A 15,441-nucleotide genomic window follows, 5' to 3' on the forward strand; every position below is an offset into this window, starting at 1 on the left:
CGGCCGCGCGGCGCACGTCAGTCGTCGGGCGTGAAGCGGACGGTCGAGGGCGCTGTGGGTCGCGAGGGCGGAGTCCGCCGAATTCCCGCCTCGGAGAGTGCCTGTCGGGCGGCGTCGAGAGACACCGATGACGGGTATCCGCGTCGGGCCAACTGCCCCGCGAGACGTCGGAGACTGGCGTCGTAATCCTTCCCGCCGACGCCGCGCGCCTTCGACCGAGCGAACTCGAGCGCACGCTCGGCATCGTCGTCGGGGAGCTCGGCGAGGGCGGCGTCGACCACCTCGCGAGGGATACCCCGCTTGCGCAAGGTCTGCGCGACGGCCCTGCGTCCCTGCCCGCGACGCTCGGTCGCCGACAGTGCGAGCTGCTCGGCGAATGCCTCGTCGTCGAGGTAACCGAGGTCGACGAACTTCTCCACGACCTCGTCGACAACGGAGGCCTCTATGCCCTCGACGCTGTTCAGCGCCGTACGAGCCTCGGCCAGCGAGAGAGAGCGTCCGCGAAGCTTTCGGAGCAGGAGCGCCTCTGCACGATCGCGAACGTCGTCCGGCGATTCGGCCGCCGCCACATCGTCGAATGCCGCCCCCGGGCGGGCCCACGAGGAACCGGCATCCGCTGCAGATCGCGGCACCTTCTCGTCCAGCGAAGCGCCGGACGACGGCGCTTCGCGGTGCACGCGCGGACCGAACAACGGAATCACCGGCGCGAGGGTGTCGTCGCCGGTCACCGCGCCTGCGGCGGTCGGAACAGTCGCGCCACCCGAGCCGTCCAGGCCGCGCTCCGACACGTCGGAGTCACGGCCCGGACGGCGCGTTTCGTCGATCATCAGGCGGGACGTCGGGCGGCCAGCTCGTCCGTGGTCGGTGCCGAAGCGGCAGGGGCACCGATGCCGAGCTTGCCCTTGATCTTCGACTCGATCTCGGCCGCGACGTCGGGGTTCTTGATGAGGAAGTTACGTGCGTTCTCTTTGCCCTGGCCCAGCTGTTCGCCATCGTAGGTGTACCACGCGCCCGACTTCTTCACGATGCCGTGCTCGACACCGAAGTCGATGAGGCTGCCTTCGCGCGAGATGCCGACACCGTAGAGGATGTCGAACTCCGCCTGCTTGAACGGCGGGGCCATCTTGTTCTTGACGACCTTCACGCGCGTGCGGTTACCCACCGCCTCGGTGCCGTCCTTCAGGGTCTCGATGCGGCGGATGTCGAGGCGGACCGACGCGTAGAACTTCAGCGCCTTTCCACCCGCGGTGGTCTCGGGGGATCCGAAGAACACGCCGATCTTCTCTCGCAACTGGTTGATGAAGATGGCGGTGGTCTTCGTGGTGTTCAGACCACCGGTGAGCTTGCGCAACGCCTGCGACATCAGTCGCGCCTGCAGACCCACGTGCGAATCGCCCATCTCGCCCTTGATCTCGGCCTCGGGCACGAGAGCGGCCACCGAGTCGATCACGACGAGATCGATGGCTCCGGAACGGATCAGCATGTCGGCGATCTCGAGCGCCTGCTCACCCGTATCGGGCTGCGACACCAGCAGCGCGTCGATGTCGACGCCGAGCTTCTTGGCGTACTCGGGGTCGAGCGCGTGCTCGGCGTCGATGAACGCCGCGATGCCGCCGGCGCGCTGCGCGTTCGCGATCGCGTGCAGGGTCAGCGTGGTCTTTCCCGACGACTCGGGCCCGTAGATCTCGATGATGCGGCCACGAGGAAGGCCGCCGATGCCGAGGGCCACGTCGAGGGCGACGGAGCCGGTGGAGATGGTCTCGATCGGCGCGCGCTCGTCACTGCCCAGTCGCATGACCGAGCCCTTTCCGAACTGCCGGTCGATCTGGGCGAGGGCCGACTCGAGGGCCTTCTCGCGCTCTGCGGGTGAGGGCATGACGTCTTCTTTCTTCTCGCGTTCCGTCGCCTATAGGCTGTCGCGCTCCCCACCGACGATGGGGATGCCCGACAAGGCGTTCAGAGTGTCGTTCGACGTCGTCCACGTTAGAGAGGGCCTCCGACATCAGCGCAGGAATGCCCGCCTTCGGTGGACGAAAGCGTCCGAAACTCCGATGTGAAGGAGCCTACGCTCGAATCGAACGAAGATTCGATGACACGCCGGTGAATCGACCTCGACTACCGAATCCTCGCCCTGGGGAGATTTCAACGCTCCCTGGCCGACCGACCCCCACCGGCATCACGGTTCAGCGACGACGAGGATCCAGCCGGCCGACCCCGTAGCGACGCTCGGCCGGCACGTCGGTCTCCTCGCAAAGTGCGAGCCACACGTCGCGCGGATCAACGCCGGCGGCCAATGCGTCGACGCTCGTCCTTCCCCCGACGGACGATAGGACGAGATCGGTCAGGAGAGAGCCCCCACGCGGGCCGAACTCGTCGGCCACCGCGCGATCGAATTCGCTACGACGCATCCCGCGACGTCAGTGCAGCGACAACTCGGGCTCGACCGCTGCCACCAGGTCATCGGGAACCACATCCGGGAAGGTCTGCAGGCCTTCCAGCACGGAGAGCCGATCGCCGACCTCGCGCATGATGGTCGAGATGGGGACGTCGAGGGCCTCGGCGACTGACGCGAGGATCTCGCTCGACGCTTCCTTCTGGCCACGTTCGACTTCGCTCAGGTACCCCAGAGCGACACTGGCGCGGCTGGCAACCTGGCGAAGGGTGCGCCCCTTCTGCTGGCGGAGCTCACGCAGGACCTCGCCGATCTCTTGACGGACCAGGATCATGTGAACCCCTCCTCACTGCCGATTCCCCCGCTGCCCGGGTGGTCAACGGTACAACACCTTTCCGGTCACCCTAATGCCGCGCGCTGGGCACTGGATGGGAATCGCTGACAACAACGGGCTTGTGCCATGATTTGTTCCCCCGCTCGCCGCCTATCGAGAAGTCGTCAGAGCGCGGCGAGAGCCCGCCGAAGGGCGATGTGCGTCGCCTCGCGCCGCACCCGGTCACGGTCGCCGGAAATCACCAGCGAATCGACCCGCGTGCCGAGGGGCGTTGACACGGCGATATGCACCGTTCCTACCGGCTGCCCGTCCTGCATCTCTGGACCGGCGACGCCGGTCGTGGCGATGCCGACGTCGGCCGGGCTTCCGTCCCGGCCCAGGACGTCACGGACGCCTCGTGCCATCTGTCGCGCCACGCGCGGGTGTACCGCGCCGTGGGCCTCCAGAAGAGCGGGGTCAACGCCGAGGACGCTGCGCTTGAGGTCGGTGGCATACGCCACGATCCCGCCCCTGACGGCACGCGAGGCTCCCGCCACGTCGACGAGAGACGAGACCACCATTCCGCCGGTGAGGGACTCCGCGACCGCCACCGTCCAGCCGAGTTCGACGAGGCGGTCCAGCAGCACGGCCGCCGTCTCGCGGGGTTCTCGCACGAGTGTCTCGTCGAGGTCGTCGGGGACGCCGTCGATCATCGGCGGTTCCGCTTCGCCCGGGCGCCTCGCACCTCGGACACCACGTAGTCGATACCCGAGGCGATCGTGAGAACGACCGCGATCGTCATGGTCACCGTTCCCGCCCACCACACGGTGGACTGCCACACCGCGGCATCCGACAACGAGGCGAAGGGGAGGAGCGCGATGGAAAGCGCGACGGCTTGCGCCACTGTCTTGAGTTTGCCCATCCACGCGGCGGCGAGGACGTGGTCGCTGACGACCATGAAGCGGTAGACGGTGATACCGATCTCGCGGATGAGCACCACGACGGTGACCCACCACGGCAGTTCGCCCAGGATCGACAGGCCGACGAACGCCACCCCGGTCAGGGCCTTGTCGGCGATCGGGTCGAGAAGCTTGCCGAGGTCGCTCACGATCTCATAGCGCCGTGCGATGTACCCGTCGACGCCGTCCGTGGCGATCGCCACGATGAACAGGATCGCCGCGGCCCAGCGGAGCCCTCCCCCGGTACCGCCGTCGACCAGCAGCATCCAGAGGAAGATCGGGGCGCACAGAATGCGCACGATGGTGATGGCGTTGGGCAGCTGCGGGTGAACGGCCATCAGTCGCGCCCCGTCAGCTGCCAGGCGTCTTCCGATCCCTCATCGTCCTCGACGGTCGGGATGCCATCGAACTGCGCTTCGACCGGATCCCCGCCGTACGGGTCGTCGTCGGCGCCGGCGGGAGGCTCCTCGCCGCGCAACCGGGCGAGCACCGCGGGCAGCTGTTCGTTCGTCACGAGCACGTCGCGGGCCTTCGAACCCTCGGACGGACCGACGATCTCGCGCGACTCGAGCAGGTCCATGAGGCGCCCCGCCTTGGCGAACCCGACTCGGAGTTTGCGCTGCAGCATCGACGTCGAACCGAACTGCGTCGAGACCACGAGCTCGGCCGCGGCCAGCAGGAGCTCGAGGTCGTCACCGATGTCGGCGTCGATCTCTTTCTTCTCGGCGGCCGCCTGGACGTCGGCCCGGTACTCGGGCCGCGCCTGCTGGGTGACGTGGGCGACGACGCGCTCGATCTCCTGTTCGCTGACCCACGCCCCCTGGACACGGACCGCTTTGGACGCACCCATGGGGAGGAAAAGCCCGTCTCCCTGGCCGATGAGCCGGTCGGCACCGGGCTGGTCGAGGATGACGCGCGAGTCCGTCACGCTGGTGACGGCGAATGCGAGACGAGAAGGCACGTTCGCCTTGATGAGGCCCGTGACCACGTCGACGGACGGACGCTGGGTCGCGAGCACCAGGTGGATGCCGCTCGCGCGAGCCAGCTGCGTGATGCGCACGATCGAGTCCTCGACGTCGCGCGGGGCGACCATCATGAGGTCGGCGAGCTCATCGACCACCACGAGCAGGTACGGGTAGGGCTTGAGCACCCTCTCGCTTCCGGCGGGCAGCTGGATCTCACCGGCCACGACCGCCTTGTTGAAATCGTCGATGTGACGGAAGCCGAACGACGCGAGGTCGTCGTAGCGCATGTCCATCTCTTTCACGACCCACTGCAACGCCTCGGCGGCCTTCTTGGGATTCGTGATGATGGGCGTGATGAGGTGCGGCACGCCCGCATACGAGGTGAGCTCGACGCGCTTGGGGTCGATCAACACCATCCGCACATCGGACGGCTTCGCCCGCATGAGCAGGCTCGTGATCATGGAGTTGACGAAGCTCGACTTCCCGGAGCCGGTGGAGCCGGCCACCAGGAGGTGGGGCATCTTCGCGAGGTTCGCCACGACGAACCCGCCGCCCACGTCTTTGCCCACACCGATCGTCATGGGGTGGGTCGAGGATGCCGCGGCATCCGACCGCAGGATGTCGCCGAGCGTGACGATCTCCCGATCGGTGTTCGGGATCTCGACGCCGATCGCGCTCTTCCCCGGGATCGGGGCGAGGATGCGCACTTCGTTGGAGGCGACCGCGTACGCGATGTTGTTTGTCAGCGCCGTGATGCGCTCGACCTTCACCCCGGGTCCGACCTCGATCTCGTACTGGGTCACCGTCGGGCCGCGGGAGAATCCCGTGACCCGCGCATCGACCTTGAACTGCTCCATGACGCTCTCGATGGCGCGCACGACCGCGTCGTTGGCTGCGGACCGCTCCTTCGGGGGCGTCCCGGCGGCGAGGGCGGTGACCGAGGGCAGGCGGTAGTTGGCGGACGGCGGGACGCCGGCGTTGTCGCCTCCGAGCCCCGATATGCCCGGGAGATCATCGTCGGTGTCGACGTTCGGGGAATCGTCCTGCAGGCCGCGTCCCGTGGTGACCCCCGCCAGCGCGGAGGGGTCGATGACCTCGGTCATGGCGTCGGGCGCCGGCGGCAACGGCGGGCGCGCGGGCGGAGCGGCGGGGGCCGCGGGAGACACGACCGGCGACTCGAAGCCGCCCTGAGGCGCCCCCGGTGTGAGCAGCGTCGTCAAATCGTCGGATCCGAGGTCGCCATCCGCGTCCTCTTCGCGTCCGGACTTGTTCCGCCGCCACCACGGCAACGACTTCTCGGCGGGCGTCTCGTCGTCGGCGTCGACGGGGAGGACCGCGGTCGTCGCGTCTTTCTCGACTCGCTCGGCACCGAACATCCACGCGTAGAGATCGCCCAGGCGCTGGCCGATGCGATTCGGCGGGGTCTTCGTGAGGATCAGGACACTAAGGATCGTCAGCACCGACAGAGCGATGTACGCACCGACATCGGTGAGGACGAGAGCAAGCGGCTCACCGATCAACCAGCCCCCCAGCCCGCCGGACAGGCTCAGCGTCGGCAGGCCCTCGCTGGGCGCCGGCCGCCCCCCGGCGACGTGACAGAACCCGGCCATCGAGATGACGAAGAGCGCGAAACCGATGCCGATGCGCCCGTTGTCGTGGACGGAGGACGGATGCCGGAACAGCCACCCCGCCAGGAGCAGGAGCAGCACCGGGAAGACGAAGGCCACTCGACCGATCGCGCCTCCGAAGCTGTAGGCGCTGATGGTGGCGGCGACGTCGGTGCCGATGAAGAACCACTCGACCACCGCGCCCAGCACGGCGAGGACGACGAGGAAGAAGGGGAACCCGTCACGCCGCTGGTCGCGCTCGAGGGTCTCGGGACCGAAGACGCGGAACATCCCCCCGACCCCGTGGGCCAGCCCGGTCCAGGCGCGGACGGCGACCGGCGGCTTCTCGGGCTCGTCGACGTACCGCTTGGGCGCGGGCGCGGACGCTTTCGATCGCGCCTGTCCCTTCGCGGGTGCGCGACCGCCGGACGTGGACGTACTGCGGGGCATTCCTCCACGGTAGGCGGGGTGTCCGACATTCGCGCGGACCGACGCGGGGTTCGAGACAGGACCGATACGCGGCAGCGGTTCAGCGCAGCGTCTTGACCATCACGTCGCGCCCCTGGCCGGCCCGTGTGACCGCAAAGCCCTCGCTCCGGTAGAAGGTCCGGGCGAAGTTGTCCCTCTCGACGCTCAGACTGATCCGGGAGTAGCCCTGGTCGCGGGCGTGGGCGACCAGGCGCTGCAGCAGCGCGCGCCCCACGCCGTGCGCCCGCCACACCGGCCGCACCCCGATGATGAGCTCGGGAACGCCGGTTCCCACCCACCCGAAGCCCGGCTCGCCCCGCGGAAAGAGGCGGTACCAGGCCGCGCCGATCGCCTCACCGGCGGGTGACTGAGCGACGAATCCGGCGTCGCCCGGTCGTTGCCACCCCGCGACGTAGCGCTGATGGTCGGGGTTGCTGAGCACCTCGTATCGCGGCCGGGCGCTCCCGGCGCGCCAGTTGGCGGCCTCGACCGTCATGTCGGCCAGGAACACGCCGTCGGACGGGAGTGCCGCGCGGATCGGGATGGCGGGCATGCCCGCATGATACCGATGCCGACGAGGGCACCGCGGCCGGTCCCCCCTTCCGCCGCGGCGAGAGAGGGGACGGACCTCACGCTTCGATGACGAGGGGCACGATCATGGGCCGGCGTCGCAGCGACTGGTTGACCCAGCGGCCGATCGTGCGGCGGACGACCTGGGACAACGCGTGGGTGTCGCGCACACCCGACTGCGCCGCCTCGGCGAGCGCCGCGGCGATCTTGGGCTTGACGCTTTCGAACACCGCGGAGTCCTCCGCGAACCCGCGCGCGTGCACCTCGGGACCCGAGATGATCTTGCCCGTCTGCCGGTCCACGACGACGATCACCGAGATGAAGCCCTCTTCGCCGAGGATCCGACGGTCCTTGAGGTCGGCGTCGGTGATCTCGCCCACCGACGATCCGTCGACGTAGACGAAGCCGAGGTCGAGCTGTCCGACGACCTCGGCGCGCCCGTCGCGCAGGTCGACGACCGTGCCGTTCTCGCCGAGGATCGTGTTCTCCGCGGGGATGCCCGTCTCCTGCGCGAGCTTGGCGTTGGCCATCAGGTGGCGGTACTCGCCGTGCACGGGGAGCACGTTCTTGGGCTGGAGGATGTTGTAGCAGTACAACAGCTCGCCCGCCGCGGCGTGCCCCGAGACGTGCACCTTCGCGTTGCCCTTGTGGACCACCGTGGCGCCGAGCTTGGTGAGCCCGTCGATCACGCGGTAGACGGCGTTCTCGTTGCCGGGGATGAGGCTGGATGCCAGGATCACCGTGTCGCCCTCGCCCGGCTCGATCGCGTGGTCGAGGTTGGCCATACGGCTGAGCACCGCCATCGGCTCGCCCTGCGAACCGGTCGACATGTAGACGATCCGATCGTCGGGCAGGTCGCGCGCCTTCTTGTAGTCGATGAGGACGCCCTCGGGCACGTTCAGGTAGCCGAGGTCCGCCGCGATGCCCATGTTGCGCACCATGCTGCGTCCCAGCAGCGCCACGCGCCGTCCGTGCGCGTGCGCGGCGTCGAGGACCTGCTGGACGCGGTGGACGTGGCTGGAGAAGCTGGCGACGACGACGCGGCGCGGAGCTCTGGCGATCACCTGATCGAGCACGGGGCCGATGGCGCGTTCGGTGGGCGTGAAGCCGGGGACGTCGGCGTTGGTGGAGTCGACGAGGAAGAGGTCGACGCCTTCCTCCCCCAGGCGGGCGAACGCACGAAGATCCGTGATGCGACCGTCGAGCGGGAGCTGGTCCATCTTGAAGTCGCCCGTGGCCAGCACGAGCCCCGCGGGCGTGCGGATCGCCACCGCCAAGGCATCCGGGATCGAGTGGTTCACCGCGATGAACTCGAGGTCGAAGGGGCCGACCTGCTCGCGCTGCCCCTCCTTCACGGTGAGGGTGTACGGGCGGATGCGGTGCTCCTTGAGCTTCGCCTCGATGAGGGCGAGCGTGAGCCCGGAGCCGATGAGGGGGATGTCCGACTTGAGCTTCAGCAGGTACGGCACGGCGCCGATGTGGTCCTCGTGACCGTGGGTCAGGACGACGCCGACGATGTCGTCGAGGCGGTGCCGGATGGGCTCGAAGTCGGGCAGGATCAGGTCGACACCGGGCTGGTGCTCTTCGGGGAAGAGGACGCCGCAGTCGACGACGAGGAGTTTGCCCTCGTACTCGAAGACGGTCATGTTGCGTCCGACCTCGCCGAGGCCGCCGAGCGGGACGACCCGCAGCGTGCCCGGGGCGAGTGCGGGGGGATCGTAGACGGTCGTGGGCATTCGGTGCCTCCTCGGATGCCGCCGCGCGGCATCCCTTCGTGTGGCGTCCCAGGCCGCGGTTCGGCGGACGCCGATGCTTATCTGGTGGTGCCGTGCACCTTGGGCAGTGCGCCGCCGGCGGCCGCGTTGCGGTCGGGGCGGAAGTTGGAGAAGTCCGCGCCGGGCACGTCGCGCACGAGAGCGAGCTCGTCCTCGATGGCGGCGGCTTCCCATTCCTCGGGTCCGACCAGGGGCAGGCGCACGCGCGGGCTGCCGATGCGGCCCAGGCCGTGCAGGATGTACTTCGCCGCGACCGTGCCCGGCACGTGCGTCATGACCGCACGCACGAGCGGCTCCAGACGCTGGTGCGCGGCGGTCGCCGTGGCCAGGTCGCCCCGGTTCACGGCATCCACGATCGTCCGGTACGGCGCCGCGGCGATGTTGGCGGTGACCCCGATGAGGCCGGATGCGCCGATCGACAGGTGCGGCAGGACATTGGCGTCGTCGCCCGAGAAGTACATCAGGTCGGTCTGATTGAGCACGCGGCTGACCTCGCTGAAGTCGCCCTTGGCATCCTTCACGGCGAGGATGTTCGGGTGCTTGGCCAGGCGCAGGATCGTCTCGTACTTGATCTCCACGCCCGTGCGTCCCGGGATGTCGTAGAGGATCACCGGGAGGTCGGTCGCGTCGGCGACGAGACGGAAGTGCGTCAGGATGCCGGCCTGCGTGGGCTTGTTGTAGTACGGCGTGACGATCATGATGCCGTCGGCGCCGGCCTTCTCGCTGGCCTTGTAGAGCTCGATCGCGTGCGCGGTCTCGTTGGAGCCGCCACCCGTGATGATCTTCGCGCGTCCGGCGGCGACGTCTTTGCCGACCTCGACGAGGCGGAGCTTCTCGGGGTCGGTGAGAGTCGAGGTCTCGCCCGTGGTCCCGGTGACGACGACACCGTCGGCGCCCGCGCTGACGACGTCGTCGATGTGCTTTTCGACGGCGGGCCAATCGACCTCGCCGTCGGCCGTCATCGGGGTGACGAGCGCGACGAGCACCTGACCGAAGGGGTTGCCGGAGTGCGTCATGGTCTCAGGTTATCGGTTCGACCTGCCCGCGCCCCGGTCGAGCCCGTGCGTGGAGACGTTCCTCGCGCGACCGACGGCGACGGATCGTCCGCGCCCTAGGCTGACCGCATGGCCTGGACCACCCGCTCATCGCGCACCGTCTACGAGAACCGCTGGATCCGGGTACACGAAGATGAGGTCACCGGGCCGGACGGCGAGGGCATCTACGGCGTCGTCCAGATGCAGCAGCCGGCTGTCTTCGTCATCGCTCTCGACGACCGCGAGCGCGTGTGCCTGGTCGAGCTGGAGCGCTACACCACGGGGCGTTCGCTCGAGGTACCGGCAGGCGGCAGCGACGGCGAGGACCCCCTCGTCGCGGCGCAGAGGGAACTGCACGAGGAGACGGGCGTGACGGCGGCACGGTGGGAGCACCTCGGCCGGATGAACGCGCTCAACGGCATCGCGGTCGCTCCGGAGCACGTGTTCCTCGCGCGCGACCTGCGCATCACGGATGCCGCGGTGTCCCAGCGGGAAGAGGGCATCGAGGCGGTCCGCTGGGTGCCGTTCGCCGATGCGCTCGACCTCGTAGCCGACGGGACGATCTCGGACGGCGAGACGATCGCGGCCCTGGCATTCGCCGGCATCCGGTTGCACCGCTTCCGCTGAGGCCCGTTCGCCGTGCGGGCCGCCGACCTCACCGGCCTCGCGCCGCGGCGCGGACGACGACACGGTCGGGCAGGACGCGGGATGCCAGGACGAGCAGCTTGTACCGCAGCGACGGCACGGACACCGCACGTCCGCGCGCTGCGTCGCGCAGGCCTTCACGCACGACAGCGCCGGCGTCGAGCCACATGCCCGGCGGGACGCCCTCCTGTCCCGGCGGGAGACCGAGGCGTTCGTGGAAGTTCGTGTGCACGAAGCCGGGGCACACGGCGGTGACGGTGACACCGCGCGGACCGTAGGCCGCATTCGCCCACCGGCTGAAGGAGATGAGCCAGCCCTTGGCCGCGCCGTACGTGCCGCGCGGGATGAAGCCCGCCACCGACGCGACGTTCACGATGCGTCCACCGCCTCGCCCGAGCATCACCGGGATGGCCGCGTGGGTGAGGCGGAGCGCGACCTCCACGTGGAGACGGAGGTGGCGCACCTCGTCGGTGACGGCGTTCTTCTCGAAGGCGAGATCGAGACCGAAACCGGCGTTGTTGACCAGGATGTCCACACCGGCGGCCAGGCGGGCCTCGACCGCGGCGAGGTCGTTGTCGTCGAGGAGGTCGGCGCGGAGGATCTCGACGTGCCCGCGCGACCGGGAGCGGATCTCATCGGCCACCCGGGACAACGCGTCGTGGTCGCGGCCGACGAGCACGACACCCGCGCCGCGGTGGGCGAGCTGCCGCGCGAACTCCGCGCCCAGACCGGAGCTGGCGCCCGTGATGAGCGCCGTGCGCGTCATGGGCGCCCCGCCGGGACGTAGGTCTCGAAGCGATACCGGATGCCGGTCCGCGAGAGGTGCCAGCCCTCCTCGGGGTCGGCCCCCGTGCGGGCCCATCCGTCCAGCGCGGGGGCGAACGTGTCGCCATCGACGTCGAGATCCAGTCTGGTGACCTCGAGCACATCGGCGCGCGGGATGGCGTCGGCGTAGAGCCGGCCGCCGCCGATCACCCACACGTCGGCGGTGGTCGACAGATCCAGCGCAGCCGCGAGAGAGCCGGCGCGCTCCGCTCCGTCGTCCGACCAGTCGTCCGACCGCGAGACCACGATGTTGCGGCGTCCCGGGAGAGGACGGAATCGCGGCGGGAGCGACTCCCACGTCCGACGACCCATGATGACGTCGGACTCCCCCGTCACGCGGCGGAAGTGCGCCAGGTCTTCGGGCATGTGCCAGGGCATCCCCCCGCGGGCGCCGATGACGCCTCGATGCGCCTGCGCCCAGACGAGACCGACCCGCGTCATACGGCGACAGCCGCGCGGATCGCCGGGTGGTGCTGATAGCCCTCGAGAACGATGTCGTCGTAGGTGTACTCGAAGATCGACTCGGGCGTCCGCGCGAACCGGAGGGTCGGCGCGGGGTACGGATCGCGCGAGAGCTGTTCGATCACCTGGGCGCGGTGGTTGTCGTACACGTGGCAGTCCCCGCCCGTCCAGACGAACTCCCCCGGCTCGAGTCCGGTCTGCTGCGCGACCATGAGCGTGAGCAGCGCGTAGGACGCGATGTTGAACGGCACGCCGAGGAACATGTCGGCGCTGCGCTGGTACAGCTGGCAGGAGAGCTTGCCGTCGGCGACGTAGAACTGGAACAGCGCGTGGCACGGCGCGAGCGCCATGTCGGGGATAGCGGCCGGATTCCACGCGGAGACGATCAGACGCCTCGAATCGGGGTCGCGGCGGATCTGCTCGATCACCTGCGCGATCTGATCGATCTCGCCCCCGTCGGCCGTCGGCCACGACCGCCACTGCACGCCGTACACGGGGCCGAGTTCCCCCTCGGCATCCGCCCACTCGTCCCAGATCGTCACACCGTTTTGCTGCAGCCAGCCCACGTTGGACTCGCCGCGGAGGAACCAGAGCAGCTCGTACACGATCGACTTCATGTGCACTCGCTTGGTCGTGATGAGCGGGAAGCCGTCGGCGAGGTCGAATCGGATCTGCCGTCCGAACACGCTCGTCGTGCCGGTCCCGGTGCGATCGGACTTGTGCACGCCCGTCTCGAGGACGTCGCGGAGAAGGTCTTCATACGGCGTGGGGATGTCGGCGGTCACGGCTGTCACGATACTCGGGCCCTCCCCGGCTCGGGGCGTGCACGTCGACAGCCGGGATGCCGTGGAGCGTTTGAGGAGAAGGGTTCCGCCTGGGCGTCCGCTGGACAAACCCCGGGCGAAAGCGTCATTCTGCGACGCATGGGCCCTCGCCCGCGGTGCGCGCGTTAGCGTTGTCGGTCGTGGACCTGACTTTCGCTCTTCTCGCGACCGCCGCGCTCATCGTCGCGGCCGTGGGCGCCGGTATCGTCCTCCGCCGCTCGCAGGGCCGAGCTCGCACGGTGGACTCCACCGAGATCGTCGACCCGCGCCGCCTGGGCGCCGACGCCCTCGGCGAGCAGGCGACCCTGCTGCAGTTCAGCACCGAGATGTGCTCGCGCTGCCCGGGCGTCCACCGCATGCTGTCGGAGATCGCGGGCGATCGCGACGGCGTCCGCCACCTCGACGTCGACCTCACCCACCGCCCCGACATCGCGCAGCACTTCCGCGTGCTGCAGACGCCGACCACCCTCGTCCTCGACCGCCACGGTGCGATCCGGACGCGTTTCGGCGGTACGCCGGGACGTGCCGTCGTCGAGCTCGAACTGAGCCGCCTGCAGGAGGAGTCCGCCCGTGCCTGAGACACCGCGCATCGACGTCCGGGGGCCGCGGTTCGCGGCATCCATCACCGCCGTCCTCCTGCTCGTGGCGACCTTCCTGTCGCTCATCGGCATCTCCACCGCCCGCGCCGACGTCGGGTGGTTCGCCTACCAACCGCTCTCGGGCGAGAGGTACGCCCCCGACACCTGGGCGGTGTCGGTCGCACCGCTGGTCGCCCGCATCGCCGACCCCGGCTTCCTCCTACTCCTGGTCGTGGCCGTTCTCTTCGCGTGGGGCGTGGGCTCGCCCCGCACCGCGCCGTGGGGCGTCCTGTTCCGTCGCGTCGTCCAGCCGCGCCTCGCGCCGCCCGCCGAGTTCGAGGACCCGCGCCCACCGCGGTTCGCCCAGGGCGTCGGTCTGTTCGTCACGGTCGTCGGGCTCGTCCTTCACCTTGCGGGTGTGCCGTGGGCTCTGCCGATCGCGGCGGCGATGGCTTTCGTCGCAGCGTTCCTGAACGCCGCGTTCGGACTGTGCCTCGGATGCCAGCTCTACCTCGTTCTGCAGCGCGCGGGGCTCATCGGCCGACGCCGGCCCTCGCCCGCCTGACGCCGCGCTCGGTCTCACCTGTCAAGACCTCCGAACGCGCGGATGCGCGGACTACGCTGGCGATCGCCGCAGCCGCATGGGGCTGCGCGGAAACCCGGAGGTTCGTATGACCGTCACGAGCGAAGCCAGCACCGCCTGGAAGGGCAGCCTGTTCGAGGGGTCCGGAGAGGTCACTTTCACCTCGTCGGGAATCGGCACGTTCGACGTGAACTGGAAGGCGCGGAGCGAAGGCTCCAGCTCGGTGACCACGCCCGAGGAGCTGCTCGCCGGCGCCCACTCGTCGTGCTTCAGCATGGCGCTGTCCAATGCCCTCGCTGACAACGGCACCCCGCCCGAGTCGATCGACGCGACCGCCTCGGTGACCTTCAAGCCCGGAACCGGCATCACGGGCAGCCACCTGAACGTCAACGCCGTCGTCCCCGGCATCGACGCCGCGACGTTCGAGAAGATCGCCAACGATGCCAAGGCGAACTGCCCCGTCTCGCAGGCCCTCGCCGGCATCGACATCACGCTCGAGGCCACGCTTGCCTGAGTCCTCGGCCCGACGCGTCGTCCTCGCCGGCGCGTCGGGCCTGATCGGGTCCGCCCTCGCTGATTCCCTGCGCGCGGACGGCGTGGAGGTCGTCTCCCTCGTCCGTCGAGAGCCGACCGGCGCGCACGAAGTCCAGTGGCTCGAGGACGCCTCTCCGCTCGACCCGGGTGTTCTCGCGGGCGCGGACGCGGTCGTCTGCTTGAACGGGGCCACGATCGGCCGGTTCCCGTGGACCGCGTCGTACAAGAGCACGCTGCTGTGGTCGCGGATCACCCCGACGCGCACGCTCGCCACCGCCATCCGCGAGCTGGGAGACGACGCTCCGGCACTCGTGAACGCCTCCGCGACCGGCTACTACGGTTCTCAGCCCGGCGCCGTCCTCACCGAGGACGCGCGGCGCGGCGAGGGCTTCCTCGCCGACATCTGCGGCGAATGGGAGAACGCGGCACGAGCCGCCGGACCGCGCGCCCGCGTGGCGATGCTGAGGACGGCGCCCCTCATCCACGAGCGCGGTGTCCTCAAGCCCCTGCTTCTGTTGACCAAACTGGGCGTGTCCGGCCCCATCGGCCGGGGGACGCAGGTCTGGCCCTGGATCACGCTCGACGACGAGGTGCGAGCCATCCGCCACGTCATCGACTCCGATCTGGACGGAGCGGTCAACCTGTGCGGTCCGACCCGCGCGACGGCGAATGACCTCGGCTTCGCGCTGGCGCGCCGCATGAACCGTCCCTACGCCCTGCGGGCACCGGTCTGGGGGATGAAGCTCGCGCTCGGCCGCGACGCGACCGAAGCGCTGCTGACATCCGACGCCGACGTGCGGCCGGCCGTGCTGGAGAACAGCGGCTTCACGTTCACGCACACGACGGTCGAGGACGCCGTGGCCTCCGCCGTACCGGCCACGCGATAGCGCCGCGACCCGTCTAGCCG

The 15,441-nt window shown here is 69.5% G+C and carries 18 protein-coding genes; 5 read left to right on the plus strand and 13 right to left on the minus strand.

Going from position 1 to position 15,441, the window contains the following annotated elements; all coding sequences use genetic code 11:
* Positions 1-17: 17 nt before the first annotated feature.
* The 10 genes from MHY30_RS09365 to dapA all read right to left on the minus strand — a co-directional run bounded on the left by MHY30_RS09365 (position 18) and on the right by dapA (position 10,065).
* Positions 18-827 carry a regulatory protein RecX gene (locus MHY30_RS09365; RefSeq protein ID WP_239276622.1) on the minus strand — a complete coding sequence of 270 codons (810 nt, stop codon included), beginning with the start codon at positions 825-827 and terminating at the stop codon, positions 18-20.
* On the minus strand, positions 827-1,876 hold the full coding sequence (gene recA, locus MHY30_RS09370) for a recombinase RecA (RefSeq protein ID WP_239276623.1): 1,050 nt from the start codon (positions 1,874-1,876) through the stop codon (positions 827-829). The genes MHY30_RS09365 and recA overlap by 1 nt, the downstream gene beginning before the upstream one ends.
* A 307-nt stretch (positions 1,877-2,183) precedes the next feature.
* A complete protein-coding gene (locus tag MHY30_RS09375) occupies positions 2,184-2,408 on the minus strand; it encodes a DUF3046 domain-containing protein (RefSeq protein ID WP_239276624.1) in 225 nt (74 codons plus the stop codon).
* Between the two features lie 9 nt (positions 2,409-2,417).
* Positions 2,418-2,726: a helix-turn-helix domain-containing protein gene (locus MHY30_RS09380; RefSeq protein WP_138174360.1), complete on the minus strand. Its 309-nt coding sequence runs from the start codon at positions 2,724-2,726 to the stop codon at positions 2,418-2,420.
* A gap of 164 nt (positions 2,727-2,890) precedes the next feature.
* Positions 2,891-3,418, minus strand: a complete 528-nt coding sequence (locus tag MHY30_RS09385; protein ID WP_239276626.1) for a CinA family protein — start codon at positions 3,416-3,418, stop codon at positions 2,891-2,893.
* The gene (gene pgsA, locus MHY30_RS09390) at positions 3,415-4,002 is read right to left on the minus strand and encodes a CDP-diacylglycerol--glycerol-3-phosphate 3-phosphatidyltransferase (protein WP_239276628.1); all 588 of its coding nucleotides are present in this window, start codon (positions 4,000-4,002) and stop codon (positions 3,415-3,417) included. The genes MHY30_RS09385 and pgsA overlap by 4 nt, the downstream gene beginning before the upstream one ends.
* Positions 4,002-6,686 (minus strand): DNA translocase FtsK, encoded by a 2,685-nt coding sequence (locus tag MHY30_RS09395; protein ID WP_239276629.1) that lies wholly within the window; start codon positions 6,684-6,686, stop codon positions 4,002-4,004. The genes pgsA and MHY30_RS09395 overlap by 1 nt, the downstream gene beginning before the upstream one ends.
* 79 nt (positions 6,687-6,765) lie before the next feature.
* Positions 6,766-7,257 carry a GNAT family N-acetyltransferase gene (locus MHY30_RS09400; protein ID WP_239276631.1) on the minus strand — a complete coding sequence of 164 codons (492 nt, stop codon included), beginning with the start codon at positions 7,255-7,257 and terminating at the stop codon, positions 6,766-6,768.
* 76 nt (positions 7,258-7,333) lie between these two features.
* Positions 7,334-9,010, minus strand: coding sequence for a ribonuclease J (locus MHY30_RS09405; RefSeq protein ID WP_239276632.1), 1,677 nt, complete (start codon positions 9,008-9,010; stop codon positions 7,334-7,336).
* Between the two features lie 77 nt (positions 9,011-9,087).
* A complete protein-coding gene (dapA, locus tag MHY30_RS09410) occupies positions 9,088-10,065 on the minus strand; it encodes a 4-hydroxy-tetrahydrodipicolinate synthase (RefSeq protein ID WP_239276633.1) in 978 nt (325 codons plus the stop codon).
* A gap of 108 nt (positions 10,066-10,173) precedes the next feature.
* Between dapA and MHY30_RS09415 the strand changes: the two genes are divergently transcribed.
* On the plus strand, positions 10,174-10,710 hold the full coding sequence (locus MHY30_RS09415) for an NUDIX hydrolase (RefSeq protein ID WP_239276635.1): 537 nt from the start codon (positions 10,174-10,176) through the stop codon (positions 10,708-10,710).
* A 28-nt stretch (positions 10,711-10,738) separates the two neighbouring features.
* On the opposite strand, the gene MHY30_RS09420 is transcribed toward MHY30_RS09415, so the two are convergent.
* The 3 genes from MHY30_RS09420 to MHY30_RS09430 are packed head-to-tail and all read right to left on the minus strand — an operon-like array spanning position 10,739 to position 12,800.
* Positions 10,739-11,494 (minus strand): SDR family oxidoreductase, encoded by a 756-nt coding sequence (locus MHY30_RS09420; protein ID WP_239276636.1) that lies wholly within the window; start codon positions 11,492-11,494, stop codon positions 10,739-10,741.
* Positions 11,491-11,994: a dihydrofolate reductase gene (locus tag MHY30_RS09425; protein WP_239276637.1), complete on the minus strand. Its 504-nt coding sequence runs from the start codon at positions 11,992-11,994 to the stop codon at positions 11,491-11,493. The genes MHY30_RS09420 and MHY30_RS09425 overlap by 4 nt, the downstream gene beginning before the upstream one ends.
* Positions 11,991-12,800: a thymidylate synthase gene (locus MHY30_RS09430; RefSeq protein WP_239276639.1), complete on the minus strand. Its 810-nt coding sequence runs from the start codon at positions 12,798-12,800 to the stop codon at positions 11,991-11,993. Before MHY30_RS09430 ends, MHY30_RS09425 begins: the two co-directional genes overlap by 4 nt.
* Before the next feature lie 179 nt (positions 12,801-12,979).
* Between MHY30_RS09430 and MHY30_RS09435 the strand changes: the two genes are divergently transcribed.
* The 4 genes from MHY30_RS09435 to MHY30_RS09450 all read left to right on the plus strand — a co-directional run bounded on the left by MHY30_RS09435 (position 12,980) and on the right by MHY30_RS09450 (position 15,421).
* Positions 12,980-13,417, plus strand: a complete 438-nt coding sequence (locus MHY30_RS09435) for a thioredoxin family protein (protein ID WP_239276640.1) — start codon at positions 12,980-12,982, stop codon at positions 13,415-13,417.
* A complete protein-coding gene (locus MHY30_RS09440) occupies positions 13,410-13,982 on the plus strand; it encodes a DUF4395 domain-containing protein (RefSeq protein WP_239276641.1) in 573 nt (190 codons plus the stop codon). Before MHY30_RS09435 ends, MHY30_RS09440 begins: the two co-directional genes overlap by 8 nt.
* A gap of 106 nt (positions 13,983-14,088) precedes the next feature.
* Positions 14,089-14,514, plus strand: coding sequence for an OsmC family peroxiredoxin (locus tag MHY30_RS09445; protein WP_239276642.1), 426 nt, complete (start codon positions 14,089-14,091; stop codon positions 14,512-14,514).
* On the plus strand, positions 14,507-15,421 hold the full coding sequence (locus MHY30_RS09450) for a TIGR01777 family oxidoreductase (RefSeq protein WP_239276643.1): 915 nt from the start codon (positions 14,507-14,509) through the stop codon (positions 15,419-15,421). Before MHY30_RS09445 ends, MHY30_RS09450 begins: the two co-directional genes overlap by 8 nt.
* Positions 15,422-15,441: the final 20 nt, after the last annotated feature.

The sequence above is a fragment of the Microbacterium sp. ACRRU genome (genome assembly GCF_022346945.1).
Lineage (GTDB): Bacteria > Actinomycetota > Actinomycetes > Actinomycetales > Microbacteriaceae > Microbacterium > Microbacterium mcarthurae.

Excerpts from the sequence above, each read along its gene's own strand:
- MHY30_RS09415 (WP_239276635.1), top strand. The coding sequence starts at position 10,174 with ATGGCCTGGACCACCCGCTCATCGCGCACCGTCTACGAGAACCGCTGG.
- MHY30_RS09405 (WP_239276632.1), bottom strand. The coding sequence starts at position 9,010 with ATGCCCACGACCGTCTACGATCCCCCCGCACTCGCCCCGGGCACGCTG.
- pgsA (WP_239276628.1), bottom strand. The coding sequence starts at position 4,002 with ATGGCCGTTCACCCGCAGCTGCCCAACGCCATCACCATCGTGCGCATT.
- recA (WP_239276623.1), bottom strand. The coding sequence starts at position 1,876 with ATGCCCTCACCCGCAGAGCGCGAGAAGGCCCTCGAGTCGGCCCTCGCC.
- MHY30_RS09365 (WP_239276622.1), bottom strand. The coding sequence starts at position 827 with ATGATCGACGAAACGCGCCGTCCGGGCCGTGACTCCGACGTGTCGGAG.
- MHY30_RS09420 (WP_239276636.1), bottom strand. The coding sequence starts at position 11,494 with ATGACGCGCACGGCGCTCATCACGGGCGCCAGCTCCGGTCTGGGCGCG.
- MHY30_RS09385 (WP_239276626.1), bottom strand. The coding sequence starts at position 3,418 with ATGATCGACGGCGTCCCCGACGACCTCGACGAGACACTCGTGCGAGAA.
- MHY30_RS09395 (WP_239276629.1), bottom strand. The coding sequence starts at position 6,686 with ATGCCCCGCAGTACGTCCACGTCCGGCGGTCGCGCACCCGCGAAGGGA.
- MHY30_RS09425 (WP_239276637.1), bottom strand. The coding sequence starts at position 11,994 with ATGACGCGGGTCGGTCTCGTCTGGGCGCAGGCGCATCGAGGCGTCATC.
- MHY30_RS09400 (WP_239276631.1), bottom strand. The coding sequence starts at position 7,257 with ATGCCCGCCATCCCGATCCGCGCGGCACTCCCGTCCGACGGCGTGTTC.
- MHY30_RS09380 (WP_138174360.1), bottom strand. The coding sequence starts at position 2,726 with ATGATCCTGGTCCGTCAAGAGATCGGCGAGGTCCTGCGTGAGCTCCGC.
- MHY30_RS09375 (WP_239276624.1), bottom strand. The coding sequence starts at position 2,408 with ATGCGTCGTAGCGAATTCGATCGCGCGGTGGCCGACGAGTTCGGCCCG.
- dapA (WP_239276633.1), bottom strand. The coding sequence starts at position 10,065 with ATGACGCACTCCGGCAACCCCTTCGGTCAGGTGCTCGTCGCGCTCGTC.
- MHY30_RS09445 (WP_239276642.1), top strand. The coding sequence starts at position 14,089 with ATGACCGTCACGAGCGAAGCCAGCACCGCCTGGAAGGGCAGCCTGTTC.